Raw genomic sequence first — 25,674 nt, 5'->3', positions numbered from 1 at the left:
TGGCTCATCGCGGTACGCTTGCGCTACAGAAAAAGAGGAAACAACAATGGAGAGAAAGAGTTGGTTATGGGCCATGGCCGGGATGGGCTTGATGCTTCCGGGTATGGCCCAGGCGCTGGGTTTGGGATCTTTGCAGGTTCTCTCGGCCCCTGGGGAGCCCTTTCGGGCGGAAATAGCCATTCAGTCTGTCACTCCCCAGGCGGCTTCCAGCATGGATGCCAGTCTGGCACCGGCCAGTGCTTTTGCCATGATCGATCTGCCCCAGGCTCTGGCTCTGGAGCATTGGCATTTTACGGTGCGGCGTGGCGACCAGCCCGCCATTCTGATTTCCAGCCCCTTGCCGGTGAGCCAGCCCAATCTCCACTTTCTGGTCCAGCTCAACTGGTCGGGTGGTCAGTTGGTGCGGGAGTACACGGCCAGTACGGTGAATGCGGCTGCTATGCCCGTGACCAGTCCTGTTCCCCGTATGCCATCGGCAATGGCGCCAAGAAGCCTGCCAGCACCCACGCCATTCCCCCAGGCATCTGCTCCCGGCAGACTCTATCATGGCTGGTCCCGGGTAAATCGTTATGGCCCCGTTCCTGCCAACAGCTCCTTGTATGATATATCGCGATCCATTACCGATAGTAATGCGGTGACTCTGGATCAGGTCATGTCTGCGGTGGTCAAGGCCAATCCACAGGCTTTCAAAAACGCTGATCCAACATATTTGTATGCGGGAAGCATGTTAACATTGCCCAGCCTGAATCAGGTGCAGGCAATGGCTCCAGCACAGGCTACGGACTGGCTGGCCACCCAAAGTCGTGTGGATAAACCCGTTCAAACTGCCGCTCCGGTAGCCAATAAAAAGCAGCAGCCCGCAAAAACAACACTCAATCCCACTGAGAGTGCTACCCATTTGGTGTTGTCCAGTGCGCCTGCCAGTGCTGCTACGACAGTCAGTGCCTCTACCAGTTCTGCCAGTTCCGTGCCTCTGGCGGCGGATACGCTGGCTTTGCAGACGGAAAATCAGAAATTCAAAGGCGAACTGGCCGGACTCGACCAGCGTCTGAGTGCCGAGGAACGTCTCCTGGCTAACCAAGGCATGCAACTGGCTACCCTTTCGCGCAACAGTGCGAATAACAACCTGTTAAGCCATATTCCCCTGGTGATTTCCCTGGGTGGGAATTTGCTGCTCCTGATCCTGTTTCTCTGGATGCTGCGTCGCCAGAAGGAGTCGGAGCGGCGTCAGCGCGAGGTGTCGCAGCGTCTGTCTACATTGAATAATGCCAAGCCAAAGCCCGTTGCCGAGCCCCAGGAGGTGCCAGCGCCGGCTCCTGCACCTACTCCGGTTGCGGCCCCGGTTGCGGCATTCAATGCGGATCCTGAACCGGTAGTCAACATTCCGGCCGCTTCTGCTCCGGTCATGACTGCTGCTCCCGAATGGGCGGCGTTGGCTGCCGGCGCAGTGTCTTCCAAACGGGTTTCTGCGCCGCCATCCGCTGCAGACCATGACGATGTGATGGCAATTGATCCCATTGAACAAGCGGATCTTTATCTGACTTATGGTAAATCCGAGCAGGCCATCACCGTGATGAATGAGGCACTGGATGAAAATCCTCGCCGCAAGGAGTCATATGTCAAGCTCCTGGATATGTATGCAACGCTGGATCGCCGTGCGGATTATCTGGATCTGGCGGAACGCATGCGGGGACGCTTTGGACCGCACAATGTGGCCTGGCAGGAAGTGGCTGCTCAGGGTGCGCGTCTTTTTCCGGGTAATGCCTTGTTTGCCGATGAGGGTGGGGCCACAGAAGTGGCCGGATCTTCTCCCGTGGAAACGCCCGCTGACACCGTGCAGGAAATCCCGGTCAATGCCCAGGCGGATGCGGCAGATAAATTGGACTTCCACTATTCTCACGATCAGGAAGAAAGTAGGCCGGCATCCGGAATTGATCCTTTTCCTGCAGAAGAAAAAGATCGCTTGTTGCACGATATTGACGAGCAATTTCGGCTGATGGATGAGGAACATCCCCACACCGAAGCGGCAAGCGGAGAGGCAGTTGCTGCTGGGTATGAGCCTAGCCCGGTACCCGAGCCTGAAACCGCCCATGAAGAGACTCTGCCTTTCTCATTTGAATCCGGTTCCGCTGGAATCGACGACTGGGATGCCGTTGGTACCAAGCTGGATCTCGCGAAAGCCTATGTGGAAATGGGCGACAGTGAATCAGCGCGGGATCTGCTCGAAGAAGTGAGCAAGGAAGGCCGTGGCATCCAGCGTGAAGAAGCCCAGAAAATGCTCGAAGACTTGTAATTTGAGTGCGGGCGTTTTGGCAGATGACCCAAGGCCTGGCATCCGCTGGGCCTTGGGCATGGAATATGATGGAAGCGGTTTTTGTGGCTGGCAGCGTCAGTCAGGACAGCCCAGTGTGCAGCAGTCCCTGGAGGAGGCACTCAGCCGTCTGGCGCAAAGGGTCATTACGGTGACGGTGGCAGGGCGGACGGATACCGGTGTCCATGCCTTATGTCAGGTCGTGCATTTTGATGCCCCGGTGCAGCGCTCTGCGGAATCCTGGGTGCGAGCCACCAATACCTACCTGCCGGATGGTGTCGCCGTGCGCTGGGCGCAGCCGGTTCCCGCCCATTTTCACGCCCGGTTTTCGGCTACGGCCAGACGCTATCGCTACGTGATCGTGAATCGCCGGGAAAAATCGGCCTTGTGGCGTCATCATGCCGCCTGGATATATAGCCCCCTGCACATTGAGCCGATGCAGGCTGCTGCGGATCTGCTTCTGGGCACCCATGATTTTTCGGCCTTTCGGGCTTCATCCTGCCAGGCCAAAAATCCTGTGCGCAGTTTGCAGCGCCTGACGGTCAGTCGGCGCGGTGAGTTGATTGCCATCGATGCAGAAGCCAACGGTTTCTTGCATCATATGGTGCGCAACCTGGCGGGTGTGCTGATTGCCATTGGTCGCGGTGACCAGCCTCCGGCATGGGCAGCCACGGTACTGGCCAGTCGGGATCGCTGTCAGGCTGGCATAACCGCACCCCCCGGCGGACTGTATTTTGTCGCACCCCGATATCCCGATGAATTTGCTTTGCCGGTGGATGCAGTGGATGCCGGTTTTCTGACGGGCGGATAACAACAAGGGCGCGGCCTACGGTCGCAAAAAGCTTCCCCCTAAGCGGCGTTTTCAGGCTCATGCTTTATCCCATTGGCAGTGTTAGAATGCGCTGATGGTAAGAGTCAAAATTTGTGGTATAACCCAGGTGGATGACGCCAAGGCGGCAGCGCGGCTCGGCGCGGACGCCATTGGCCTGGTGTTTTACGAAAAAAGTCCACGCGCGGTCACCATTTCCCAGGCCCAGATGATGCTTCAGGCATTACCTCCCTTTGTCAGTTCGGTAGGACTTTTTGTGAATGCCGATCCGGCCCACGTAGAACAGGTCCTCGAACACTGCCCTCTGGATATCCTCCAGTTTCATGGGGATGAATCTCCCGAATTTTGTCGCCGCTTTGGGCGTCCTTACCTGAAAGTGTTGCGTGTGTCAGGTGAAACCGATCTGCGCCGTCCGGTGGACGATTATGCTGATGCCCAGGGCCTGTTGCTGGATTGTGCCGTGCCGGGGCAGTGGGGTGGTTCGGGACGGAGTTTTGCCTGGTGGGCCTTGCCGGAACTGGGTAAGCCGCTGATTCTGGCGGGAGGTTTACATGCGGATAACATCCGGGAAGCGGTTCGGGTGGCGCAGCCTTATGGGGTGGATGTCAGCAGTGGTGTGGAGCGGTCGCCTGGCAGCAAGGATCATGACAAAATGGCCGAGTTTATGGCTCGATTGCAAGGGCTTTGAGGAGAAAATATGGACGACTACGCATTGCCGGATACATCTGGACATTATGGCCCCTATGGCGGGCGTTTTGTGGCGGAAACCCTGATTCCGGCGCTGGATGAATTGAACCAGGCCTATCAGGAGGCCCAGGCAGATCCCGAGTTTCGGGCGGAATTACATAGTGAATTACGCCAGTTTGTCGGTCGTCCGAATCCTTTGTATCACGCTGAACGCATCTCCCGCATTCTGGGTGGCGCCCAGATTTATCTGAAACGGGAAGATCTCAATCATACGGGCGCCCACAAAATCAACAATGCCGTGGGCCAGGCCCTGTTGGCACGGCGTATGGGGAAAAAACGGATTATTGCCGAAACCGGAGCCGGACAGCACGGGGTCGCCACGGCCACTGTCGCCACCCGCTATGGGATGGAGTGTCTGGTCTATATGGGCGAAGAAGATATCCAACGGCAGTCCAGCAATGTCTTCCGGATGCGCTTGCTGGGCGCCCAGGTGGCGGCCGTCACCAGTGGTACCCGCACCCTCAAGGACGCCCTGAACGAGGCGCTGCGGGACTGGGTCACCCATGTGGAAAATACCTTCTATGTGATTGGCACCGTGGCCGGCCCCCATCCCTATCCGGTCATGGTCCGGGATTTTCATCGGGTGATTGGCGATGAGGCCCGGGCCCAGTGCCTGGAACTGACCGGGCGCTTGCCGGATGTGTGTATTGCCTGTGTGGGCGGTGGCAGTAATGCCATCGGTTTGTTCTATGCTTTCATCAACGACAAGTCCGTGCGCCTGATCGGCGTGGAGGCTGGCGGGCTGGGACTGAGTACGGGTCAGCATGCTGCCCCCCTGACGACGGGGCGACCAGGCGTATTACATGGTAATCGCACCTATCTGATGGAAGATGAAGATGGGCAGATTCTGCCGACCCATTCCATCTCCGCAGGGCTGGATTACCCTGGTGTGGGGCCAGAGCATGCCTACCTGAAGGATATTGGCCGTGCCGAATATGTGGCGGCTACGGATCAGGAAGCCTTGCAGGCATTTCATCAACTCTGCCGCACGGAAGGCATCATCCCGGCCCTGGAAACCTCCCACGCCCTGGCCCATGCTTTTGCCCTGGCGCCCAGCATGCGTTCGGACCAGACCATCATCGTCAATTTATCGGGCCGGGGTGACAAGGATATTCATACGGTGGCAGCGCTGGAGGGCATCCATTTATGAGTCGGCTAGCGGCCATGTTTGCGCACTTGCAGCAAGAAAACCGCGCTGCCCTCATTCCCTTCATCACCGCCGGGGATCCTTCCCTGACGGTTACCGTAGACTTGATGCATACCCTGGTGGCCTCCGGTGCTGATGCCATCGAGTTGGGCATGCCTTTTTCCGATCCCATGGCCGATGGCCCCAGTATTCAGCGAGCCAGCGAACGCGCTCTCGCCCGTGGGGTGAAGTTGCGCATGGTGCTGGAATGGGTCCGGGAGTTTCGGCGCAGTAACCCGCAGACTCCGGTGATTCTCATGGGTTATCTGAATCCCCTGGAAGCCATGGGCATGGCGACTTTTGCGGAGTCGGCCGCAGCGGCCGGTGTGGATGCGGTCATTATTGTGGACCTCACTCCCGAGGAAGCGCGTAATGAGTCGGCCCTGCTCAAAGCCCAGGGCATTGATCCGGTTTTTCTGCTGGCGCCTACCAGTGGGGCAGCACGGGTCCAGACGGTAAGGGCACTGGGCAGCGGCTTTGTGTATTACGTCTCCCTGCGCGGCATTACGGGTGCGGCCCAGTCCAACTGGGAAGAAGTGCTGGAGCGGGTGCGTGCCTTGCGCCAGGACCTGGTCCTGCCGGTAGCCATCGGCTTTGGTATTCGTGATGCCGAGACGGTAGCGCGGGTAGCCCAGGGTGCCGATGCGGTGGTCGTGGGGAGTGCCCTGGTGGAAAAACTGGCAGACTGTCCGGATGATCAGACGACTATTCAGGTGGCCAGGTCCTTCATACAAGAATTGTCTGCTGCCGTATATGCAGCACGGAGAGTACGATGAGTTGGTTCGACCGGATATTGCCCCCAAAAATCAAGAAAAATCCCACCCCGGAGTCCCAACCCAGCGAAAACAAGCGCACGGTTCCGGAAGGACTTTGGTCCAAGTGCCCTACCTGTCAGACGGTTTTGTATCGCACCGAACTTGAGGAGAATCTGTTTGTCTGCCCGAATTGCGGGCATCATCAGCGCATCACCGCGCGGCAGCGTCTGGATTTTTTTCTGGATACCGAACCGCGTCTGGAAATCGCCAAGGAGTTCGTTCCTGTAGATCCCCTCCGTTTCAAGGACCAGAAGCGTTACAAGGAGCGATTGCAGGAGGCCCAAGCCAAGACGGGTGAAAAAGATGCTTTGGTGGTAATGCGCGGCCTGCTCCATGGCCGACCGGTCGTCGCAGCGGCTTTTGCTTTTGAATTCATGGGCGGAAGCATGGGTTCGGTGGTGGGTGCTCGTTTTGTCCGGGCAGTGGAAACCGCCCTGGTGGAGCGTTGTCCCCTGGTCTGCTTTTCGGCCAGCGGCGGGGCACGGATGCAGGAAGGCCTGTTGTCGCTGATGCAGATGGCCAAGACTTCGGCAGCCGTTGAGCGCCTGGCCAAGGCTGGATTGCCGTTCATTTCGGTGCTGACCGACCCGACCATGGGCGGGGTATCGGCCAGTCTCGCGACCCTGGGGGATATCCTCATTGCCGAACCCAAGGCCCTCATTGGTTTTGCCGGGCCGCGCGTCATTGAACAGACCATTCGCGAGAAACTGCCGGTGGGTTTTCAGCGCTCGGAATATTTGCTGGAGCATGGCGCCATTGACCAGATTGTCGATCGTCGCCAGATGCGTAAGGTCGTCGGTGAAATTCTGGGCATGCTGACCCCGTCCAGCAGCCATGCCTGAGCTTTGATTGTGCCAAGTAGCGGGATCTGATCGTTGATGGATGCACTGAGTGATCGGGTGATCCGCATGGCCGGCCCCCCGGAGCATATGGTCCTGGGGCTGGAGCGCATGCGGGCAGCCATGCAGGAGTTGGGCATTCCGGAACGTTTGCCCATGCCGGTGATCATGGTGGGCGGGACGAACGGCAAAGGCTCCACGGTTGCCTGTCTGGAAATTTTTTATCGCCAGGCCGGTTATCGGGTCGCCGCCTATACCAGCCCGCATATCTGGGCGTTCAACGAACGTCTGCGTCTGGATGGTCTACCTGCTCCGGCAAGGGCCTGGGCAGACGCTTTGGATGCCATTGCGACTCTGGCTGGCAGCATTGCCCTCACTTATTTTGAAATAACTACCCTGGCGGCAGTGAAAATACTGTGCGCGGCACAGGTAGATCTGGCGATTCTGGAAGTGGGCCTGGGTGGGCGCCTGGATGCGGTCAATGCTTTTACGCCCGATTGCAGCATCATCACCACGGTGGATTTGGATCATCAGGTCTGGCTGGGGACGGATCGCTTGTCCATTGGCCGGGAAAAAGCCGGCATTTTTCGTCCCGATGTGCCCGCTCTTTACGGGGATGGAGAAAATCCCTGTGCCACGGTACTGGAAAGCGCCGCGCACAAGCAGGTGCCATTATACATCCTTGGGCGCGACTTTGATTTTGATGTGCAGACTCGCCGCTGGCAAGGTTTTGGGCAGGAGTTGCCCATGCCCGTGCCGCTCTGGGCGGTTGCTGCCCAGTGGCATAATTTGGCGCTGGCCCTGGCAGCCGTCCGTGTGTTGCAAAAAAAGTTGCCGGTGCCCGATGCTGCATTGAGTCATTGGCAGCTTCGCGCTGTTTTGCCGGGCAGGGCCCAGGAGTTGCGACCTTGGGGACCGAACACGCCCCGGCTGATTGTGGATGTGGCTCATAATCCCCAGGCAGTAGAGCAACTGGCTGGGCTGCTGGCAGGGCAAAAGGGGCGCTGCCACGCCATCGTCGCCATGCTGGCAGACAAGGACATACCCGGCACCCTGAAAAACTTGCTCGAGCGTGTGGAAGTCTGGCATGTCCTGGAAATTACCGATACTCCCCGAGCCGCCCGAGCCGCTCACTTGGCAGATTGTTTGCGGGAACTGGGGGCGGAACGGGTGGAGTTTGGCACAAATCTGCAAGGCGTCGTTCAGACATTGCTTTCGCAACTGTCGGCGGATGATATGATACTCTGTTTCGGGTCCTTTCATCTGGTCAATCAGTTGCCTCGTCACTGGCTGGAAGAGTCAAGTCCGTGAATGACTGGCTGGATGTCGTGGTCGTCGGACTAGTGGTGTTATCTGCGCTCTGGGGCTTGTTTCGCGGCATGGTTCGCGAGTTCTTTTCCCTGGCGGCCTGGATAGGGGGTTTTTATGTGGCCTGGACCTGGGGCGGAAGCTGGCTGGCCCCCCAGCTTTCCCATGATATTCCCGCAGGATGGCGGACACCATTGGCTTCTTTCATGTTGTTTTTTGGCTGTCTGGTGGTCGGCACGCTGTGTGCTTTTCTGGTTCGTAACTTATTATACGGTATTGGCTTTGGAGCAACCGACCGGTTTCTAGGGGCTTTTTTCGGGTTTTTGCGGGGTTTGGTGCTGATCGCTATTCTGGTTACTTTGGTACAATCTTCCGATTTGTCCCGTGAGTCCTGGTGGAAAAACTCCTGGCTGGCGCAGGAGCCCATAAAACACTGGTCACAGTCATTGACGGCGCCAGCCGTGTCCTATTGGGAGTCGCAGAAAATTGCACACTGAACGTTGGGAAGAGCCATGCATGGAAGATGATCATTTCCATGATGAATGTGGAGTGATTGGTGTTTTTGGACATCCGGAAGCAGCGAATCTGACTTATCTGGGCCTTTACGCTCTGCAGCATCGGGGTCAGGAGTCGGCCGGTATCGTTTCGGAAGATCAGGGCAAACTCCATGTCCAGCGTGGTATGGGGCGGGTGGCAGATGTTTTCGGACTGGAGCAGATCGGCAAACTCCCCGGTGAGCAGGCCATCGGGCATGTCCGTTATTCCACGGCGGGAGGTTCGGTTCTGCGCAATACCCAACCGATTTTCATTAATTACCGGCACGGCGCTTTTGCGGTCGGCCATAATGGCAATCTGGTCAATGCCGACGTATTGCGTGCTCGTCTGGAGCAGGAAGGAGCCATTTTTCATACGGACATGGACACGGAAGTGATCGTCCATCTGCTGGCCCGGGTGTCCGGAGAAGACCCCGGCACCCGGCTGACGGCCGCGCTGAAACAGGTATCGGGAGCCTACTCCCTGGTCTGCCTGACCGAAACCCGTTTGATAGGCGTGCGGGATCCCATGGGTTTCCGCCCATTGGTACTCGGACGTCTCATTGATTCCGGCGGTTTTGTGCTGGCGTCGGAGACCTGTGCATTGGATTTGATGGGCGCCGAATTCGTGCGGGATATCGAGCCGGGCGAACTCATCCTCATTTCCCGAGAGGGTATCGAAAGTCGCAAGCCTTTTGCCGCTGCCGAGCGCAGGATGTGCATTTTTGAGTATATTTATTTCGCCCGCCCGGATAGCGTCCTGGATGGTATCCATGTGTATTCCGCCCGGAAGCGCATTGGTCAGGCCCTGGCCCGTCTGCATCCACGGGAAGCCGACATGGTGGTGCCCGTACCCGATTCCGGGGTGGCCGCTGCCATGGGTTATGCGGAAGCTTCCGGTTTGCCCTTTGAACTGGGTCTGATCCGCAACCATTACGTCGGTCGGACCTTTATCCAGCCCGCCCAGCGCGGCCGGGATTTTGGTGTCAAGGTAAAACTCAACGCCCAACCCAATATTTTGCGCGGCAAGCGGGTGATCCTGGTGGACGATTCCATTGTTCGGGGTACGACCAGCGCCAAGATCGTCAATCTGGTCCGTGCGGCGGGAGCCCGGGAAGTGCATTTTCTGGTCAGCTCACCGCCGACCACTGGACCCTGCTATTACGGTATCGATACGCCGGATCGCTCCCAATTGATTGCGGCCCAGCATAGTATCGAGGAAGTGCGTAAAATCATCGGTGCGGACACCTTGGGATATATCAGTCTGGAGGCGCTCTACGCCGCCGTGGGATCGCGGGACAAAGGTTTTTGTGATGCCTGCTTCAGCGGTGATTATCCCTTACCTACCCCTGAAGGGCATGGCTCCCGTCAGTTACACTTGCTCAAGGAGGCGAAATGAGTTCAGAAAATGGGGACTGGACCACACGACTACATCCGGAAACCCTGGCCATTCGGTCCGGTATTCACCGCACCCAGGAACAGGAACACAGTGAGGCGATTTTCCCGACGTCCAGCTTTGTGTTCGGATCTGCGGAGGAAGCGGCAGAACGCTTTGCCGGTCGGTTACCGGGCAATATCTATGCGCGCTTTACCAATCCCACGGTGCGCACTTTCGAGGAACGTCTGGCCGCTCTGGAAGGTGCCGAGGCTTGTGTCGCTACGGCATCAGGGATGGCCGCCTGTATGACGGCGTTCATGGGCCTGCTGAAGGCAGGTGATCATATTGTCGCCTCACGGTCCATTTTTGGGACGACGGTGCAATTGCTCAGCACCATTCTGGGACGTTTTGGCGTCGAGACCACCTATGTGCCCCTGGCGGACCTGGATGCCTGGAAGGCCGCCATTCGCCCCGAAACCCGTCTGCTGTTTCTGGAAACGCCGTCCAATCCCCTGACGGAAATTGGCGATCTGAAGGTTTTGGCGGATCTGGCCCATGAGCATGATGCCTGGCTGGTGGTGGATAATTGTTTCTGTACCCCGGCCTTGCAGCAACCCTTGAAGTTCGGCGCGGATCTGGTGCTGCATTCTGCCACCAAATATCTGGACGGGCAGGGGAGAACTCTGGGGGGAGCTGTTTGTGGCAGTAATGCCTTGTTGAACAATGGCCCGCGCAATTTTGTCCGCACCGCCGGGCCCAGCTTGAGCCCTTTTAATGCCTGGGTGCAGCTCAAGGGCTTGGAAACCCTGGCTTTGCGGATGGAAAAGCATAGCGAGAATGCCCAACAGATTGCCGAATGGCTGGCTGCTCGCCAGGAAGTGGAAAGGGTGTATTTCCCGGGATTGAAAGGTCATCCCCAATATGCCCTGGCTGCGCAGCAACAAAGTCGTCCCGGTGCCATCCTGTCCTTTGATCTGAAAGGCGGGCAAGAAGCGGCCTGGCGCTTTGTCAATGGCCTGCGTCTGCTGTCCCTGACGGCAAACCTGGGGGATACCAAAACCACCATTACCCATCCCGCCAGCACGACGCACAGCCGGGTCAGCCCGGAAGCCCGTGCAGCAGCCGGTATTGGTGATGGCTTGCTGCGCATCAGCGTCGGGCTGGAACACGTGGACGATATTCAGGATGATCTGCACAGGGGTTTTGCAGCCGCAACTGCCTCGACCTGATTTGCGCTATGCTGTGTGAATATGGAGCTATTTCCTTTCATTGACCCAACGGAGAAAAAGAGATGACAAGATTCCGGGCCTTACAACGTCATGGCCTCCAGCCTGGCACCCGTGTTTGTTTGTTTGATAATGGCCTGCCCCTGAGTCTCACACCGGAAGACTCCGCGCTGAAAAGCATGACCGATCTGCGGCGGGTACCGGCCGCATCCATCAAACCCGAATCCAGCATTGATCAGGCCATGCAACGCATGATTCATAGGGGCGTGCGCCTGTTATTTGTCCTGGATGATCTGGGTATTCTGGTCGGTTTGATTACCGCCCGGGATATCATGGGCGAAAAGCCGGTACGCCTGGCTGCCGAAGAACATCTGGCGCGTGAGAGTATCCAGGTCCAGAGTGTCATGGTGCCTCTGGGGCAAATCGATGTGCTGGACCTTCCGGAAGTGGAGCGCTCCACGGTGGGAGATATTGTGCTCACCCTGCGCAAGGCGGGTCGCCAGCATGCACTGGTCCGCGAAGAAACACCCCATGGCATTGAAATTCGCGGCGTTTTTTCCATCAGCCAGATCGCGCGGCAGTTGGGTGTCACCCTGTCTAGTAACGATGTGGTCCAGAGTTTTGCCGGTCTGGAACAGCTCATTGCCAGCGATGACTGAAGCCGTCCGGAGCAAGCTGCTGCGGATGGGGGACTGCCCCCGTGACTGAAGCCAATGGGCTGCTGCTGGCAGCCCTCTTGATTTTATTGAATGGTTTTTTTGTGGCGGCAGAGTTTGCCCTGGTCCGCCTGCGCAGTACCCATGCTCGTACCCTCGCCCAGGAACACGGCTTTCGTGGCCGGATTCTGGTGCGCATGCATGGCCGTCTGGATGCTTACCTGTCGGCCACCCAACTGGGCATCACTTTTGCTTCTCTGGGCATCGGCTGGGTTGGCGAACCCGCCATGGCCCCTTTGCTGGAGCCCGTACTGGGGTTTTTCGGAGTACGCAATCCAGCCATCCTGCAGTCTGTCGCGCTGACCCTGGGCTTTGTCTTGGTTTCCTTTGTGGTCATTGTCATTGGCGAATTGGTGCCCAAATCCCTGGCCATCCGCAAAGTCGAAGCGGTATCGCTATGGACGGGGGCACCACTCTACGCTTTCTACTGGCTGATGTATCCAGCCATCTGGGTCCTCAACGGGGCAACGCGCATTGTCCTCCGGGTTTTCGCCTTGCGCCTGGATCAACATGCCGGGGATGCGCCCCATTCCCGGGATGAGCTGGCGATGATTCTGGCCCTCAGCCAGGCTCAGGGAACCTTGGGGCAGCGTACGGGGGATATTCTCGATCGCACCCTGGACTTCAGCGAATTGACGGCTGGCGATTTGATGCGTCCCGCTGCGGACATGATCTGTCTGTTGCGCGAAGACAGCCCCGCAGAAACCCGGGCGCTGATGTTGCGCCATCGTTTTACCCGCTACCCGGTTTGCGAGGGCGACCGCCAGCATGTGATCGGCCTGCTGCATGTCAAGGATGCCTTTGCGCGGCTGGCGCAGCATGGAGAACTGGGTGATCTCAAGGATCTGCTACGCCCACTGCCTTCGGTCAACAAGGCCCTACCCGCCATGGATCTGTTGAGCCATTTTCGTTCCGGCCATCCCCATTTTGCCCTGGTAGTGGATGATCTGGGTACCATCACCGGGTTTGTGACCCTGGATCATGTCCTGGAAAGTCTGCTCGGCGTCATTCCCGACGAGTTCCGGCATCAGCGCAAGGAGTGGCAGCGGCGTCCGGATGGCAGTTGGGTGGGCTCGGGCAGCCTCTCCCTCTACTCTTTGGAGCGTTGTCTGGATCGTGACATTGATGAGGATGGGGCAGATACCATTGGCGGACTGGTCATGCGGCAACTGGACAGAGTCCCGGAGGAAGGGGAGCGGGTCCATTTTGCCGATTTTGATGTGCTGGTATTACGCAAGAAAGGTCCGCGCATTACCCAGGTGCAAGTGATTCCCCATCCGGCAGAGGATGAAACGGACTGGTTTTCCTGAAATGAGTCAATATGCTGAAAAGTGATTTTTCCTACGACTTGCCCCCGGAGTTGATTGCCCAGGAACCCCTCGCCGAGCGCAGCGCCTCGCGCATGCTGGTGGTCGATGGTCATAGCGGGCAATGGCAGGATAACTGGATCCGTCAATTGCCCGAATTGCTGCATCCCGGCGATTTATTGGTTCTCAATGATACCCGAGTGCTTCCCGCCCGTCTCCACGCTCACAAGGAGACGGGCGGGGCCGTGGAATTATTGCTGGATCGGCTGCTGGGTGAACAGGACGGTTGGTTTCTGGCCAAATCTTCCAAAGCCTTGCGGCCTGGGATGCGCCTGCGTCTGGCCCATGGCGATCAGGTCGAAGTTCTTGAAAAAGAAGACATGGAAGTCCGCCTGCATCTTTACCATGGGTCCTGGTTGAAAATTCTGGAATCCGAGGGCAGTATGCCGCTTCCACCTTACATTCATCGTGCTCCCGAGCTCAGGGACCAGGAGCGCTACCAGACGGTCTATGCGGACAAGCCGGGGGCGATAGCCGCACCCACCGCCGGCCTGCATTTTGATCAGGCCTTGCTGGACGCCCTGGATGCTCGGGGAGTAGAGCGGCGTTTTGTCACCCTGCACGTCGGCGCCGGGACTTTTTTGCCAGTGCGCAGCCATAGCGTGCAGGAGCATGTCATGCACGCCGAAACCCTGATGGTTTCACAGGAAACGGTGGAGGCCATAGCCGCAACCAAGGCTCGGGGTGGACGAGTGATAGCGGTGGGCACAACGGCCTGTCGGGCATTGGAAACTGCTGGAGAAGACGGGACCTTGCGTGCTTACGTGGGTGAAACCCGTCTGTTTTTGTATCCGGGTAAAAAGTTTCAGGTCATTGATGCCCTGTTGACCAATTTTCACCTGCCCGAATCAACCCTGCTGATGCTGGTGTGTGCTTTTGCGGGTACTGAATGTATGCTTGCCGCCTACCGCCATGCGGTTACCGCCCGCTATCGTTTTTTCAGTTATGGAGATGCCATGTTCATTACCCCTGCAGCGCTCAAGAAGGGTTTGATCTGATGGGGATTTACGAATGTCTGGGTGAGGATGGCGCGGCCCGGCGCGGCATTGTCCACCTGCCACGCGGTGATATTCAGACGCCGGCCTTCATGCCGGTGGGCACCTATGGCACGGTCAAGGCCATGGCCCCTGAAGAACTCAAGGCTCTTGGTGCGGACATCATCCTCGGCAATACCTTTCATCTTTTTTTGCGCCCTGGTCTGGAGGTCATCAGCGCTCTGGGGGGATTGCACCAGATGATGCATTGGGATCGCCCCATTCTCACGGATTCCGGGGGCTTCCAAGTGTTCAGTCTCGGTGCCCTGCGCAAGCTGCGAGAGGCCGGGGTGGAATTTCGCGCCCCTACCGATGGGCACAAAATTTTTCTGGGGCCCGAAGAATCCATGCAGATTCAGGCGGCCTTGGGTTCGGATATTGCCATGGTTTTTGATGAATGCACGCCCCATCCGGCGACCTACACCGAAGCACGGACGAGCATGGAGCTTTCCCTGCGCTGGGCGGCACGTTCCTGCCTGGCTTATCAAGGGACTGGGCAGCTATTTGGCATTGTCCAGGGCGGGATCTACGCTGATTTACGGCGACGCTCTCTCGAAGGCTTGCAAAAGCTGGATTTCCCAGGCCTCGCCGTGGGTGGCCTCTCGGTAGGCGAAAGCAAGACCGAGATGATGCAAGTGTTGGAAGACCTCATGCCCTGGATGCCCAGGGATCGGCCACGCTATCTGATGGGGGTGGGGACGCCGGAAGACCTGGTCGAGGGAGTCTATCGGGGCGTGGACATGTTCGATTGCGTCATGCCGACCCGGAATGCCCGGAACGGTTGGTTATTTACCCGGGACGGCATCCTCAAGCTGCGTAACGCCCGCTACGAAAAGGACCCCTTGCCTCCGGATCCGGAGTGTGCTTGTTATACCTGCCAGAATTATAGTCGCGCTTACTTGCGGCACCTGCAGCGCAGCCAGGAGATATTGGGAGCCAGACTCAATACCCAACATAATCTCCATTATTACCAGGATCTCATGGCAGGTCTGCGCCAGGCCATCATGCAGGGGCGTCTGGAAGCTTTCCGGAAAGAATTTTATCAACGGCGTAGGACAAGTTCCCTCATTGACGCCTAAAGGCTACAATGGGCGCCCTCTCTAAGCAGATCAGGAGTGAATCATGAGTTTTTCACCGATTGCCAATGCCTATGCCGAAACCGCAGCCGGCGGGGGGTCAGACTCCGGATTGATCATGATTGTGTATATTCTGGTCTTTGGCGCCATCATCTATTTCATGATGATTCGACCGCAGATGAAAAAATCCAAAGAGCAGCGCCAACTCATGGCATCCCTTGCCAAGGGGGACGAGGTCGTGACGGTCGGCGGACTTGCTGGACGGATCATGCAACTGGGAGAGGAATACCTGCACATTGAAGTCGCTGAAGGGGTTACGGTGAAAGTCCAGAAAGCAGCTGTTACCCTGTTGCTTCCCAAAGGGACTCTGAAAAAACTTTAAGGCCTGTTCATGACCCGTTATCCGTGGTGGAAGTACCTGATCATTCTCCTGGTGGTTGTCCCTGCCTTTTTGTACGCACTGCCCAATTTTTATGGCTGGCATGCCGCTGTAGAAGTACGCGCACCCATCGGCACCATCATTCCACCCGCAGCGACCATGCAAGGCTGGCTGCAGGACGCCAAAATTCCTGTGACCCGGGTCAGCAGCGATGCCAAGGGCAGCACTTTTTTCTTCCCCGATGATAATGCCCAGGGGCTCGCGGAAACCTTGCTGCAGGACAAACTGCCGACCAACGCTCAGGTGATTCTCTCGCAAATGTCCGCCGAACCCGGCTGGCTGAAATTCATGGGCGGGACGCCCGTCAATCTGGGCCTGGATTTGCGTGGCGGTGTGTATTTGCTGCTGCGGGTCGATACGGATGCGGTCATCAAGCATGCTCTGGAACAGGATAGTGGCAGTTTGCGTACCTTCCTGCGCCACAAGGATCTGCAGTATCTGGCCGTCAATAGTACGAGTCCCGGTTCCCTGGACATTGAAATGGCCAGCCCGGCCCTGGCTCGGCAAGCGCAAAAAGTCATCGCCCAGCAATATCCCGATTATACGGTCACCGTCCAGCCCAAAGGCATCATAGACGTGAGCATCACTCCCGATGCTGCCAAAAAAATGAAAGATGATGCCTTGCAGCAGGCCATCGTGGTGATCCGGAATCGTATTGATGAACTGGGCGTCTCGGAACCGGTGATTCAGCGTCAGGGGGTGGAGCATATTGCCGTGCAGTTGCCGGGTGTACAGGATACCCAGCGCGCCAAGTCCATTATTGGTTCCACGGCCCAACTCGAGTTCAAGATGGTGGATGACCAGGCCAATATGGCGGATGCCCTGAAGGGACAGCTTCCACCAGGAACCGCCTTGTATTACGGTCTGCATGGTTCACCCTATGTGCTTTATACCGATACGGTGCTGACCGGCCGTTATTTGAGTAATGCCAGCGCCGGAGTGGATAACAATAATGGGGAATCCATCATTAACGTCAGTTTTAATAATGCCGGTACCCGGATTTTTGGCGATCTGACCAGCAAAAATGTGGGTAAGCGCATGGCGATTCTGCTGGACAACAAAGTGGTGACGGCACCCGTCATCCGTGAAGCCATCACCGGCGGCAGGGCCCAGATCACCGGTTTTGCCAATCTCAAGGCTGCCAGCAATGCCGCCATTGAGTTGCGGGCGGGTGCCTTACCGGCGCCCGTGCATATTTCCGAGGAACGCACGGTAGGCCCCACCCTGGGTCAGGATTCCATTCATGACGGGGTCATGGCGGTGCTGTTTGGGATGATTTTCGTGGTCGCATTCATGACCATTTATTATCGGGCCTTTGGATTGATTGCGGATCTGGCCATTCTGGTCAATATTCTCGCCATTCTGGCCGTGCTTTCCTTGATAGGAGGGACCCTGACCTTGCCCGGAATTGCGGGAATTGTGCTGAAAATCGGTTTGGCCGTGGATGCCAACGTGCTGGTATTTGAACGAATCCGCGAGGAATTGCGCCATGGCATGAGTGTACGCGCCGCCATTGACGCCGGATTCAAGAAAGCCTTTGCGACCATTGTCGACTCCAACATTACGGTGTTGATTGCCGCACTGGTGCTTTTCCAGTTTGGGACTGGAGCCATCAAGGGATTTGCGCTGGTGCTGACCATCGGGGTGATCACCTCCATGTTTACCGCGACCATGATGAGTCGCGGGATTATCGAACGCGTCCTCGGTAAGCGGCGCGTTCAAAAACTGTATATCTGAGGCCGCGCCATGGAAATATTCAAAGTTCGTACCCATGTGGATTTCATGTCGAGGCGCTGGATATTTCTCGGCATATCCGCGCTGTTGATTGTCGCCTCCGTGGCTGTTTTTCTGGTGCGTGGGCTCAACTACAGCATTGATTTTACCGGAGGTACCCTGGTGGAACTGGCTTTCAGCAAAACCCCGGATCTGGGCGCGGTGCGAGGTACACTGGCTGCTGCGGGATTTCACAATGTGGTGGTGCAAACCTTCGGAGGGGATCGAGACCTGCTGATTCGTCTGCGCACGCAACCGGGGGAGAGTAGTGCCGTAGGTACACGCATTTTGCAGGTCTTTCAGAAAAACCAGGCGGCCTATCCTGATGTACAGCTTCGGCGCACCGAGTATGTCGGCCCGGAAGTCGGCAAGGAGCTACGCAACAAGGGCATCATGGCCTTGATTATTGTGACCCTGGGAATTCTGATTTACGTGGGTTTCCGCTTTGAATGGCGTTTTGCGGTAGGTGGAGTGCTGGCCATGCTCCATGATCCTATTCTGGTGGTGGGCTTTTTTGCCATTAGTCAGGAAGAGTTTTCCCTGACAGTGATTGCGGCGCTACTGGTGATTATGGGTTACTCCTTGAATGATACGGTGGTGGTATTCGACCGCATGCGCGAAGACCTCCGCGCTTCGCGTAGCGGGGATGTAGCCGGAATTTTTAACGTAGCCATCAATGAAACCCTTTCCAGAACCGTCATTACCAGCTTCATTACTTTCATGGTGGCGCTCTCCCTGTTTTTGTTTGGCGGGCCGGTAATTCATGGCTTTGCCACTGCATTGGTCATTGGCGTGGTGGTCGGCACCTATTCTTCCATTTTTGTCGCCAGCCCCATTGCCCTGTGGTTGGGGCTGAAACGTGAGCATGTGCTCAAACGCCAGTTCATCAGTTCCAAGGATCGTAATGATGGAGCCCGTTTGTAAGGTGTGTTGCCAGCCCAGGTTCGATGGTATCTGATCGCCCGGATTTTGAGGGTGTTTTGAGGACTTGCCGAAGTTTTCATGAAAGCTTAATGTATGCCTGCCCGGAGAGGTACCGAAGTGGCCATAACGGCGCCGACTCGAAATCGGATGAACAGTAATGTTACGTGGGTTCGAATCCCACCCTCTCCGCCAATTAAATCAAAAGGTTGTCAATATTTACGAACGGTGGCGCATAGGCAATGTGTGCAATAATGTGTGCAGTTGGTGGTGCAACGCCACTGCACACATTGCACACTTACCCATTCTCCGCCTCCACCATGACCGCGCCCATCAACCGCACCCAGACCCAACAACTCCGGGTGTCACAGGCGCATGGCAAAGACAGACAAGACTTCCCTTTGCTGAGGCGTTATACTCCCTCTTAAGCAGGGGAGTTGTGGGGTAATGGCGTGAGACTACGCTTTAACAAGGTGGTACGAACGTCTATCGCGGATGAACTGAAAAAGGCATCCACCTACGGCGGGATTGGATTGGGGTTGCTGGGGTATTCCCTTAAAGCCCCTTATGTGCTGCTGGCAGCTTTTCTCTGGTGGATTACCTGCCAAGCTATCGCCAATCTGCTGCTGGCTATGGAAGATGACGAGGAGTAACCTATGAGCATGACGACTGCTGCATTTATTGGTATGGGAGCAGTGGTATTCTATGGGCTGGTGGCCTTGGGTCTTGCCGCGCTGCATGGAAAGCGAGAGCAGAGGGGCACAAACCGCCAGCACAAGCACGGCTGAATGGTCTAACATACTAGCCATTCTTCGCATCCACCATGACCGCGCCCATCAACCGCACCCACGCCCAGCTACTGTTGCGCTGAATCGTCGGAATCCGGGTGCCTTGTGCCCACCACTCATTGTTCGTCAGCAACACCACTCGCGGCTTCTGGATAACGCCCTCCAGCCAGACGGCGGGCAATAACTGGTCATAACAGATAGACGCCCAGACCCGCTTGCCATTGATTTTCTGAACGGGCGTCCACCATGCGGCGGGATACTCGGCCCGGTTCCGATAGCCTTTCCCCGGCTGCCACGGATGCCACATGGCGAATGGGACCGGGAATGTGGAACTGAACAGGATTTTTTGGGTTTGCGCCCTGCAAAGGGTTTGCGCCCTGCAAAGGGTTTGCGCCCTGCCAGCGGCTTTTGAGGTCGCATTTTGTGACTTCGAAGGGGATGTGAAGGGGTGTTTAGGGAAGTGGTCGCTGCTATACCACCCGCCTGGGTCTGCCTGGTCGCCGAACTGACGAGTTGGCGGATACCGGGTTGCTCGTCGGCAATCCCAGCAACCACTGCGTCACGTCCCTTTCCCGCCAGCGTCTGGCCCTTTTGGTACCGGGCAGCGTAATGGACGGGGGCAGGTCTTCCGGTTTACGATTCTGGAGCGTCCGGTGAGACACTCTTAGAATCCGGGCCAGGTCATGGATGGTCAGCAGACTGTCCATCGGCCCTCCATAGGTCACACATCAAAATATCTCTCTGTTACGCCTAAACGGAACCTTTCCAGGGACAAGTTGAGGTTTTGTCCAAATTCAGGATTCGTTGATATTGTGGATAACCCAGTATCCGTTTCCATCCGGATACCACTGGGCTTATTACCGGATGTGGGGAATTGGTGTTGTGGCATCCCGGTTGTAACCGCGCCAATTTCAGGGTTCCGGTAATAGGGCTACCAATTCACGGTAGCCATCATTTCAAGGAGTGCGAATATCGGTGCTACCCCGGCTGAAAGGCGTTTTCAGTTTTTCGCGAACAAGCATGCAGAAGAATACCTTTGAACATCTGGGCAAGCTGGCGGACACGTTGTTGTCAGACGAGACGGCGGAATTTGCCGGGTTGTTGAAATCCGTTCTGGGAAGTCTTTCCAGTCTCAAGCCCTCTGACGAGAAGAATGCGCAATCCTCTGGGAAACCAGCCAACGATGCGCGGGCATCCTCTTCCGCGAAACCCGGGACTCCCACCTCTGACGAGTCCTGTTTCGAGGAGTTGGTGAACCTGTTCATGCGTCATGTGGCATCTGACGAATCCTCGAACTCCTCAGAAAAGGCACCGGAACCTGCTGGAAAGTCCGGTTGCTGTGGTGGCGGGTGTCATGTCTCCGGGAAAAAGGCCGGTGACACGAAGCGTAGCAAGGACATGGACTGGAATTCAGCGGAGATGCTGGCGGTGCCTTATCCGCACGCCCTGGCTCTGCTGCTCATGACCATGGACGAAGATTTCCTGGCGGCTGCTCGCCTGGTGGGTATGCGGTTCGAGTTATCCGCGGAACTGGCGAACATTCTTCGGGTATTGAAGGAACGCGGAAGTCAGGACGCCGAAAATGTACTGCGGGCCTCTGACAGCCATCAATTCGACGGTAAAACTCGGGAAAAACACGTTTCCTGATTTCCGGGTCAACCACTCTCCCTAAACTCTGATGGGCTATAGGCCGAGCTTGTGAGAAAAGGCTCATGGCCGACCCGGCTCGGCCCTTATAAGAAATACGCGAGACTGCTTTGTGTCTGTAACCACGTTAATTATCTTTTTCCGGTAACTCCAGCAATCGGCAATGTCGCCGTGTGTTCTATGGGAGATGGTAATGGAAATGGAGTATGTTTATTTTTTGGTGCTCACCGAGCGTCTCGCGTTTGACAAGTACTTTCAGAAATACCTGTTATGGCGTCCCATTCCAAATGGTGATGGCGGTGGGTGGCAAAGAGACCCTGGCAAATATTGTATTCCCGGGGACCGATGGAATATCGGTAATGTATCATTCACCTTTATCGGGGTCCGTAAGGGTTTTGGAAATATGGATTGTTTTAGAGGGCAAGCGGGATTCATAGGATGTTTACGGGTATCTCCGAAGTTGAATAAGCGCTTGGAAAAGATGCTGCGGATAGACCCGAGGGTTGACCTCACGGAGTATCATGAGGTCCTCCGAATAGTAAGAGGGATGCCGCTGTATTACTTATTCAAGTCTGGGCGTGAGTATCGCGACATCCTTCTGGATGATTGAGGGTTTTTAACAATATGTCATAACCCTCGACATGATTTGTCATAATTTCCGGTCAGGATAGTCGAATCCTGCGATATCCGGTGGTGCCACGGCACCACTGGTTTATTTTTTCCACGTATCTGAATGGTTCCAGGTTTCGTATGGTTGGCATGGATGTGTACCACGTCTCCATGCTGGGAACCCCGCTTTTTATTTGCGTGACATGGGCGATACCTTGATTTCTGGGCAAGACGCCCACATGAAACAAACATTCCGGGTATTGCGCTGATAACGTGGCCAACAGATTCAGCGGAGACGGCCCCAGAGTTGTGAAATGAAAATTCAGCACACTCAACACATCCTGTGGATAATCCAGGTTCAGGGTTACATCGTAAGGCGGGGCTGGCAGTCCCCAGGCTTCCGCCTCATATTCCTGTACGTTGGCATATCCTGTTTCTCGAAACACCCGCAAGGCAGTGACCAACTCTTCCATGTCATCGGGGAATCGGGTTTCCAGTTTGCGGATACAGTGGGCCACCGGAATCCGCATCTCTTCGGAAAATTCCTCCCGGAGACAACGGAGGAAGTCTCTTGAAGGGAAGAGAATCTCCCGCAATAACGCATTCTTGAAGTCGATATACGGTAAGGTATCACGGTGCAACAGACACGCGGATTCCCGGGTTAGCGAGTAACTCATGCCGCCGGGTACGGGGAGAATCCTGTCCGTCAGCAGGATGTACTCCCCGCGTATATACGAGAAACATCGGGTAACCATCGAGAGCAGATTTTCGGGCGGCCCTTCTACCTGTACTGCGGTAAGCACTTCCTGTGTTTTGAAATCAGACATGGTGTTTTCTCAGTCCACCCGTTCCAGACAATATGCTCGGCTTCGGCGTATGGCGCCATCTTCTACCGGGTAAGGCAGCATCGTGGGATATCGGACAATCCGCCAGTTGCCGCTTTCCAGCGGGAACCGTCGGTTCGACAATCGGGACAGCCACATGCCCAGTCGGCGGGTTTTTCCCGCTTCGGTGTGTCGGTACTCGATAATGGTGGAGGGTACCTGCAATCGCTCCGACAACTGTACCAAGGAAGATACGGGAAACCAGTCGGGTTTATCGATACAGCGTGGCAAGTCCTTTTCGGACAATTCCTTGACCCATCCGGACACGAATTGCGAAATTTCGTCGGATTCTGCATCTGCATCCAGATACTTCTTCTGATTATCCAGGAATTGACGGTATAAGTTCCCCGGGAAGAACAGGTACAGGAACGACGTGACCAGCTTGGCGAAGTCCGTGAAGGATTCGAACTTCGGAATGAAGCCATTCACGTCCAGTGTATCTCCCAGAATGGGGAATCCCAACTTTTCCCAGACCAGCAAACAGGTATACAACGCCTGTTTGATGGTTACCTGGTGGGTCGCCAACTGTACGTATCCGGGTAAATCCGGATATCGAAATTCAATCCTGGAAGTGACAATATCCCGGGGCGGGTCGAGGTCGATGAAAACGATGCGTCGTGCCAGCTCATGCTGGATGACCGGATTGTTTCCGGTTCCCAGCAATAATAGGCCCGGTGGCATTCTCAGGGATTGGTTGCCCCCCAGTTTCCGTACCTCGTAGCTGCCGCCGGAAGTCAACAGATTGGTCAATGACGGTGAATCCAGACGGTTCAGGTTGTCGAACAACACCATGCGTTTACCGGTGGTGAATGCGGTTCCCATTCGTTTTTCCATCTCATCGTCGGAATCCGGGGCCGCAATCTGCATTACGCCACCCCAGAGATTTCCGAACGCCTGTACCAGCGTCGTCTTGCCGGCCCCACGCGCCGGTGCCTGTACCATGAAGAACGGGATGTTGTCACAAGCGGTTGTCAACAGGGGTGACAGGAACATGGCCAGCATGTTGGCATAGTCGGAAATCGTCGCAAAATGGAAATCCTCCATCAGCACCGGCAAATGGCACAGAAATTCCTTGCGAACCTGGTTGATGAGGCCCTTTCTTTCCCGCAGGGAATCCGGTACATCCCAGTTTCTCGCGTATTCATCGGATTTGCGATGTAAATCTCCTGCGAAATAGCCCTCGATATCCTCTTCCGAAAGGGTATCCTCGTTTTCGTGTTCCCGATTTTCCAGGGAAAGTTGTGCCCGGCGCAAACAGTTCAACTCGAAATCATCTGCACACAGGTAATATTTGGATACCGGGTCATAGCCGGGTTCCTTCAGGAATCGGTATGCCTTTCGGGAATACCGGCCTTCCGGCATATAGGACACCACAGTAGGCGACAACACTACATCCCGCAATACCCGCAGGTTCTGGTCTAGGACCCCTCGGGCGTAGGCAGAGTTGAACCAGTTGGCGATGCGTCCCCGGGGGGTTTGCATGTAGGTGAAATTACCGTTTGAGGATTCCATGAAGAAAGCTATCTTCTCGGAAATCGCGGCCATCAAGTCATCCACGCCCAGGGGTTCCAGCACGGCCCCCAGTAATTTGACGGGAACGGTTTCCGGAATACGCAGGTGCAGAAACCAGGAGTCCCGCTTGAACAGGGGCAGATGTTTATCCAGATAGGCGAACAAGTCCGCATCCGGATTATTCAGGTTGAACTCCAGGGGGGGAACTTCCGGTTCGGCGTTCGTCGGGGTTCCCGTGTCATTCGGTAATGGCGTGGGTAACGCGATGCTGGGTGTTTGGTCTCCCGAACCATATCGGGCATCCGACGTCTCCTGAAAAACACGGGCCATCGTGGTAATGCCGACTTCCGTCAGGTAGTCCAGCCAGTCGGTACCGTTTTCCATTTCCGGTGGAATATGCACATGGACGGAATATCCCCGTTCCCGTAAGGTAGCTACCGATTTCTTCAGATTGTCCAGTGTACCGTCGCGTTCCGCGCAAAGATGTATGGTGGTGATGCCCTCCGGCACATATATCTTGCCATAGCGGTTGGCCGCGCCACCCTGGGCATGGATATGCGCATCCTCAACGATGGCGCGAATGGCCATCATGCTCTCGACTCCCTCTCCCGTGTACAGGATGGGTGAGACACATCCCGGCGCCGACAGGTCAAAATAACCCTGAGAAGCGATTCGTGGGCGGCTGACGGGATACAATCGCTTGGCAACCCGAACATTCGGGTTCAGGCCCAGCCCCGTATCCGCCAGATAGGTGCGCAATACGGTAAGCGGTCGTCCTTCTTTGGATAACAACGTTCTCATTATCGGCGGGTCGCTTTCGGTGGCGGCACTCGCACGGATGGCGCGGGGCAGACTTTCCTCGTTTACTCCGGTAATACCACGAAAACGCAAATATTTTACGGCATACTCCGCATCCAGGGAGTGTATCCAGTCCCACAGGGCCGCAGCTTCGGCTTCCGCCGGACATTCCAGGCCCATCGCTTGCAGCCAGGTGGCGGCATCCTCGTAAAACAGGGCCTTGTCCAGGTCCGCGGCCGCATATATCCGCTCGAACAGGGCACAACCATCGGAAAATCCCCCGCAACTGTTACATACCGCCCCACCCGTATCCTCGAAATCGGTATACACATGAAATGCTTCCCCGGATTCTCCGATGTGAATGGGGCAATAACTGCCAATATCCGGGTCGCGATGGATGAACATCAGCCTTTCGGAGAGCTCTGACCGATGGTCCACAAGCCAGGATACGAAAGCAGGCCACCGCCCGATGAGTACGGCGGCGGTTTGCATCTTAATCAACGCAAAAGAATGAGTGGGCATATCCAGATACTCCTTGTTTGAACGGTTGAACAACAGGGGTTACCGGAATGGCGAAATTGGCCGGGCTCCCTCAATCCAAATAGTCCGGGATGGTTGGGCACTCGGATTTTGCGGACGCGGTGGAATGAAGTCGTGACGCATAATCTCAGGGTCCTGGGGTAACGCCTCACCCGTCCTAATTTTCGGATTCCGGTAATGCTGAGTGGTTGGGTTTTTCAGCAGGAGTTTTGAAGGTCAACTACCCTGCCCTGAAGGGTGGAGCTTGCAAGGTGGTACGCAGGCTGGGTTGACCAGGGGGCGCAAGCGGTAATGTGCAGACGTGGGATACGGGTCGTTGAGACCCACTCCGGGATGCTTCCTCAGTCCCGGACACTGGAAGGCAGGCATCACGCTGGCGAAAGGGAAAGCGCCGAAGG

The 25,674-nt window shown here is 56.3% G+C and carries 24 protein-coding genes and 1 tRNA gene; 21 read left to right on the top strand and 4 right to left on the bottom strand.

Annotated features, from left to right (window positions below):
• Window positions 1–46: 46 nt before the first annotated feature.
• The 20 genes from ACJU26_RS09960 (at window position 47) to ACJU26_RS09865 (ending at window position 19,286) form a co-directional block, all read left to right on the top strand.
• Window positions 47–2,293, top strand: coding sequence for a FimV/HubP family polar landmark protein (locus ACJU26_RS09960; protein ID WP_414039505.1), 2,247 nt, complete (start codon window positions 47–49; stop codon window positions 2,291–2,293).
• A gap of 58 nt (window positions 2,294–2,351) precedes the next feature.
• Entirely contained in the window at window positions 2,352–3,122 is a 771-nt protein-coding gene (gene truA / locus ACJU26_RS09955) for a tRNA pseudouridine(38-40) synthase TruA (RefSeq protein WP_414039504.1), read from the top strand.
• A 94-nt stretch (window positions 3,123–3,216) separates the two neighbouring features.
• Window positions 3,217–3,828 (top strand): phosphoribosylanthranilate isomerase, encoded by a 612-nt coding sequence (locus tag ACJU26_RS09950; protein ID WP_414039503.1) that lies wholly within the window; start codon window positions 3,217–3,219, stop codon window positions 3,826–3,828.
• A 9-nt stretch (window positions 3,829–3,837) separates the two neighbouring features.
• A complete protein-coding gene (gene trpB, locus ACJU26_RS09945) occupies window positions 3,838–5,037 on the top strand; it encodes a tryptophan synthase subunit beta (protein ID WP_414039502.1) in 1,200 nt (399 codons plus the stop codon).
• Window positions 5,034–5,849: a tryptophan synthase subunit alpha gene (gene trpA, locus ACJU26_RS09940; protein ID WP_414039501.1), complete on the top strand. Its 816-nt coding sequence runs from the start codon at window positions 5,034–5,036 to the stop codon at window positions 5,847–5,849. The genes trpB and trpA overlap by 4 nt, the downstream gene beginning before the upstream one ends.
• On the top strand, window positions 5,846–6,730 hold the full coding sequence (accD, locus tag ACJU26_RS09935; RefSeq protein WP_414039500.1) for an acetyl-CoA carboxylase, carboxyltransferase subunit beta: 885 nt from the start codon (window positions 5,846–5,848) through the stop codon (window positions 6,728–6,730). Before trpA ends, accD begins: the two co-directional genes overlap by 4 nt.
• Before the next feature lie 36 nt (window positions 6,731–6,766).
• Window positions 6,767–8,038 (top strand): bifunctional folylpolyglutamate synthase/dihydrofolate synthase, encoded by a 1,272-nt coding sequence (locus tag ACJU26_RS09930; protein WP_414039499.1) that lies wholly within the window; start codon window positions 6,767–6,769, stop codon window positions 8,036–8,038.
• Window positions 8,035–8,532: a CvpA family protein gene (locus ACJU26_RS09925; RefSeq protein ID WP_414039498.1), complete on the top strand. Its 498-nt coding sequence runs from the start codon at window positions 8,035–8,037 to the stop codon at window positions 8,530–8,532. Before ACJU26_RS09930 ends, ACJU26_RS09925 begins: the two co-directional genes overlap by 4 nt.
• A gap of 19 nt (window positions 8,533–8,551) precedes the next feature.
• Complete coding sequence (purF, locus tag ACJU26_RS09920) at window positions 8,552–9,967, top strand: amidophosphoribosyltransferase (RefSeq protein WP_414039497.1); 1,416 nt, start codon at window positions 8,552–8,554, stop codon at window positions 9,965–9,967.
• Window positions 9,964–11,175: an O-succinylhomoserine sulfhydrylase gene (locus ACJU26_RS09915; RefSeq protein WP_414039496.1), complete on the top strand. Its 1,212-nt coding sequence runs from the start codon at window positions 9,964–9,966 to the stop codon at window positions 11,173–11,175. Before purF ends, ACJU26_RS09915 begins: the two co-directional genes overlap by 4 nt.
• Window positions 11,176–11,237: 62 nt before the next feature.
• Window positions 11,238–11,831, top strand: a complete 594-nt coding sequence (locus ACJU26_RS09910; protein ID WP_414039495.1) for a CBS domain-containing protein — start codon at window positions 11,238–11,240, stop codon at window positions 11,829–11,831.
• A gap of 41 nt (window positions 11,832–11,872) precedes the next feature.
• Window positions 11,873–13,198, top strand: coding sequence for a hemolysin family protein (locus tag ACJU26_RS09905; protein ID WP_414039494.1), 1,326 nt, complete (start codon window positions 11,873–11,875; stop codon window positions 13,196–13,198).
• An 11-nt stretch (window positions 13,199–13,209) separates the two neighbouring features.
• The gene (gene queA / locus ACJU26_RS09900; protein ID WP_414039493.1) at window positions 13,210–14,253 is read left to right on the top strand and encodes a tRNA preQ1(34) S-adenosylmethionine ribosyltransferase-isomerase QueA; all 1,044 of its coding nucleotides are present in this window, start codon (window positions 13,210–13,212) and stop codon (window positions 14,251–14,253) included.
• On the top strand, window positions 14,253–15,368 hold the full coding sequence (gene tgt, locus ACJU26_RS09895) for a tRNA guanosine(34) transglycosylase Tgt (protein ID WP_414039492.1): 1,116 nt from the start codon (window positions 14,253–14,255) through the stop codon (window positions 15,366–15,368). The genes queA and tgt overlap by 1 nt, the downstream gene beginning before the upstream one ends.
• Window positions 15,369–15,411: 43 nt before the next feature.
• A complete protein-coding gene (yajC, locus tag ACJU26_RS09890; RefSeq protein WP_414039491.1) occupies window positions 15,412–15,747 on the top strand; it encodes a preprotein translocase subunit YajC in 336 nt (111 codons plus the stop codon).
• A gap of 9 nt (window positions 15,748–15,756) precedes the next feature.
• Complete coding sequence (secD, locus tag ACJU26_RS09885; RefSeq protein ID WP_414039490.1) at window positions 15,757–17,541, top strand: protein translocase subunit SecD; 1,785 nt, start codon at window positions 15,757–15,759, stop codon at window positions 17,539–17,541.
• Between the two features lie 9 nt (window positions 17,542–17,550).
• Complete coding sequence (gene secF, locus ACJU26_RS09880; RefSeq protein ID WP_414039489.1) at window positions 17,551–18,501, top strand: protein translocase subunit SecF; 951 nt, start codon at window positions 17,551–17,553, stop codon at window positions 18,499–18,501.
• 103 nt (window positions 18,502–18,604) lie between these two features.
• A tRNA-Ser gene (locus tag ACJU26_RS09875) sits at window positions 18,605–18,693 on the top strand.
• 257 nt (window positions 18,694–18,950) lie between these two features.
• A complete protein-coding gene (locus ACJU26_RS09870; protein ID WP_414039488.1) occupies window positions 18,951–19,151 on the top strand; it encodes a hypothetical protein in 201 nt (66 codons plus the stop codon).
• A gap of 3 nt (window positions 19,152–19,154) precedes the next feature.
• Window positions 19,155–19,286 (top strand): hypothetical protein, encoded by a 132-nt coding sequence (locus ACJU26_RS09865; RefSeq protein ID WP_414039487.1) that lies wholly within the window; start codon window positions 19,155–19,157, stop codon window positions 19,284–19,286.
• A 13-nt stretch (window positions 19,287–19,299) separates the two neighbouring features.
• On the opposite strand, the gene ACJU26_RS09860 is transcribed toward ACJU26_RS09865, so the two are convergent.
• Window positions 19,300–19,593, bottom strand: coding sequence for a hypothetical protein (locus ACJU26_RS09860; protein WP_414039486.1), 294 nt, complete (start codon window positions 19,591–19,593; stop codon window positions 19,300–19,302).
• 163 nt (window positions 19,594–19,756) lie between these two features.
• Window positions 19,757–19,993, bottom strand: coding sequence for a helix-turn-helix transcriptional regulator (locus ACJU26_RS09855; protein ID WP_414039485.1), 237 nt, complete (start codon window positions 19,991–19,993; stop codon window positions 19,757–19,759).
• 313 nt (window positions 19,994–20,306) lie between these two features.
• Between ACJU26_RS09855 and ACJU26_RS09850 the strand changes: the two genes are divergently transcribed.
• Window positions 20,307–20,933 carry a hypothetical protein gene (locus tag ACJU26_RS09850; RefSeq protein WP_414039484.1) on the top strand — a complete coding sequence of 209 codons (627 nt, stop codon included), beginning with the start codon at window positions 20,307–20,309 and terminating at the stop codon, window positions 20,931–20,933.
• Between the two features lie 662 nt (window positions 20,934–21,595).
• Here ACJU26_RS09850 and ACJU26_RS09845 read toward each other — a convergent pair.
• A complete protein-coding gene (locus ACJU26_RS09845; protein ID WP_414039483.1) occupies window positions 21,596–22,369 on the bottom strand; it encodes a hypothetical protein in 774 nt (257 codons plus the stop codon).
• 9 nt (window positions 22,370–22,378) lie between these two features.
• A complete protein-coding gene (locus ACJU26_RS09840; protein WP_414039482.1) occupies window positions 22,379–25,258 on the bottom strand; it encodes a hypothetical protein in 2,880 nt (959 codons plus the stop codon).
• Window positions 25,259–25,674: the final 416 nt, after the last annotated feature.

The sequence above is a fragment of the Acidithiobacillus sp. M4-SHS-6 genome (assembly GCF_047421495.1).
Classification (GTDB): Bacteria; Pseudomonadota; Gammaproteobacteria; order Acidithiobacillales; family Acidithiobacillaceae; genus Acidithiobacillus.
Note: the sequence above shows the minus strand (reverse complement) of the source record. Positions and strands in the feature narration are given on the sequence as shown.

Coding starts and splice junctions, on each gene's coding strand:
- ACJU26_RS09960 (WP_414039505.1), top strand. CDS start 47: ATGGAGAGAAAGAGTTGGTTATGGGCCATGGCCGGGATGGGCTTGATG.
- truA (WP_414039504.1), top strand. CDS start 2,352: ATGGAATATGATGGAAGCGGTTTTTGTGGCTGGCAGCGTCAGTCAGGA.
- ACJU26_RS09950 (WP_414039503.1), top strand. CDS start 3,217: ATGGTAAGAGTCAAAATTTGTGGTATAACCCAGGTGGATGACGCCAAG.
- trpB (WP_414039502.1), top strand. CDS start 3,838: ATGGACGACTACGCATTGCCGGATACATCTGGACATTATGGCCCCTAT.
- trpA (WP_414039501.1), top strand. CDS start 5,034: ATGAGTCGGCTAGCGGCCATGTTTGCGCACTTGCAGCAAGAAAACCGC.
- accD (WP_414039500.1), top strand. CDS start 5,846: ATGAGTTGGTTCGACCGGATATTGCCCCCAAAAATCAAGAAAAATCCC.
- ACJU26_RS09930 (WP_414039499.1), top strand. CDS start 6,767: ATGGATGCACTGAGTGATCGGGTGATCCGCATGGCCGGCCCCCCGGAG.
- purF (WP_414039497.1), top strand. CDS start 8,552: ATGGAAGATGATCATTTCCATGATGAATGTGGAGTGATTGGTGTTTTT.
- ACJU26_RS09915 (WP_414039496.1), top strand. CDS start 9,964: ATGAGTTCAGAAAATGGGGACTGGACCACACGACTACATCCGGAAACC.
- ACJU26_RS09910 (WP_414039495.1), top strand. CDS start 11,238: ATGACAAGATTCCGGGCCTTACAACGTCATGGCCTCCAGCCTGGCACC.
- queA (WP_414039493.1), top strand. CDS start 13,210: ATGCTGAAAAGTGATTTTTCCTACGACTTGCCCCCGGAGTTGATTGCC.
- tgt (WP_414039492.1), top strand. CDS start 14,253: ATGGGGATTTACGAATGTCTGGGTGAGGATGGCGCGGCCCGGCGCGGC.
- yajC (WP_414039491.1), top strand. CDS start 15,412: ATGAGTTTTTCACCGATTGCCAATGCCTATGCCGAAACCGCAGCCGGC.
- secD (WP_414039490.1), top strand. CDS start 15,757: ATGACCCGTTATCCGTGGTGGAAGTACCTGATCATTCTCCTGGTGGTT.
- secF (WP_414039489.1), top strand. CDS start 17,551: ATGGAAATATTCAAAGTTCGTACCCATGTGGATTTCATGTCGAGGCGC.
- ACJU26_RS09865 (WP_414039487.1), top strand. CDS start 19,155: ATGAGCATGACGACTGCTGCATTTATTGGTATGGGAGCAGTGGTATTC.
- ACJU26_RS09860 (WP_414039486.1), bottom strand. CDS start 19,593: ATGTGGCATCCGTGGCAGCCGGGGAAAGGCTATCGGAACCGGGCCGAG.
- ACJU26_RS09855 (WP_414039485.1), bottom strand. CDS start 19,993: ATGGACAGTCTGCTGACCATCCATGACCTGGCCCGGATTCTAAGAGTG.
- ACJU26_RS09850 (WP_414039484.1), top strand. CDS start 20,307: ATGCAGAAGAATACCTTTGAACATCTGGGCAAGCTGGCGGACACGTTG.
- ACJU26_RS09845 (WP_414039483.1), bottom strand. CDS start 22,369: ATGTCTGATTTCAAAACACAGGAAGTGCTTACCGCAGTACAGGTAGAA.
- ACJU26_RS09840 (WP_414039482.1), bottom strand. CDS start 25,258: ATGCCCACTCATTCTTTTGCGTTGATTAAGATGCAAACCGCCGCCGTA.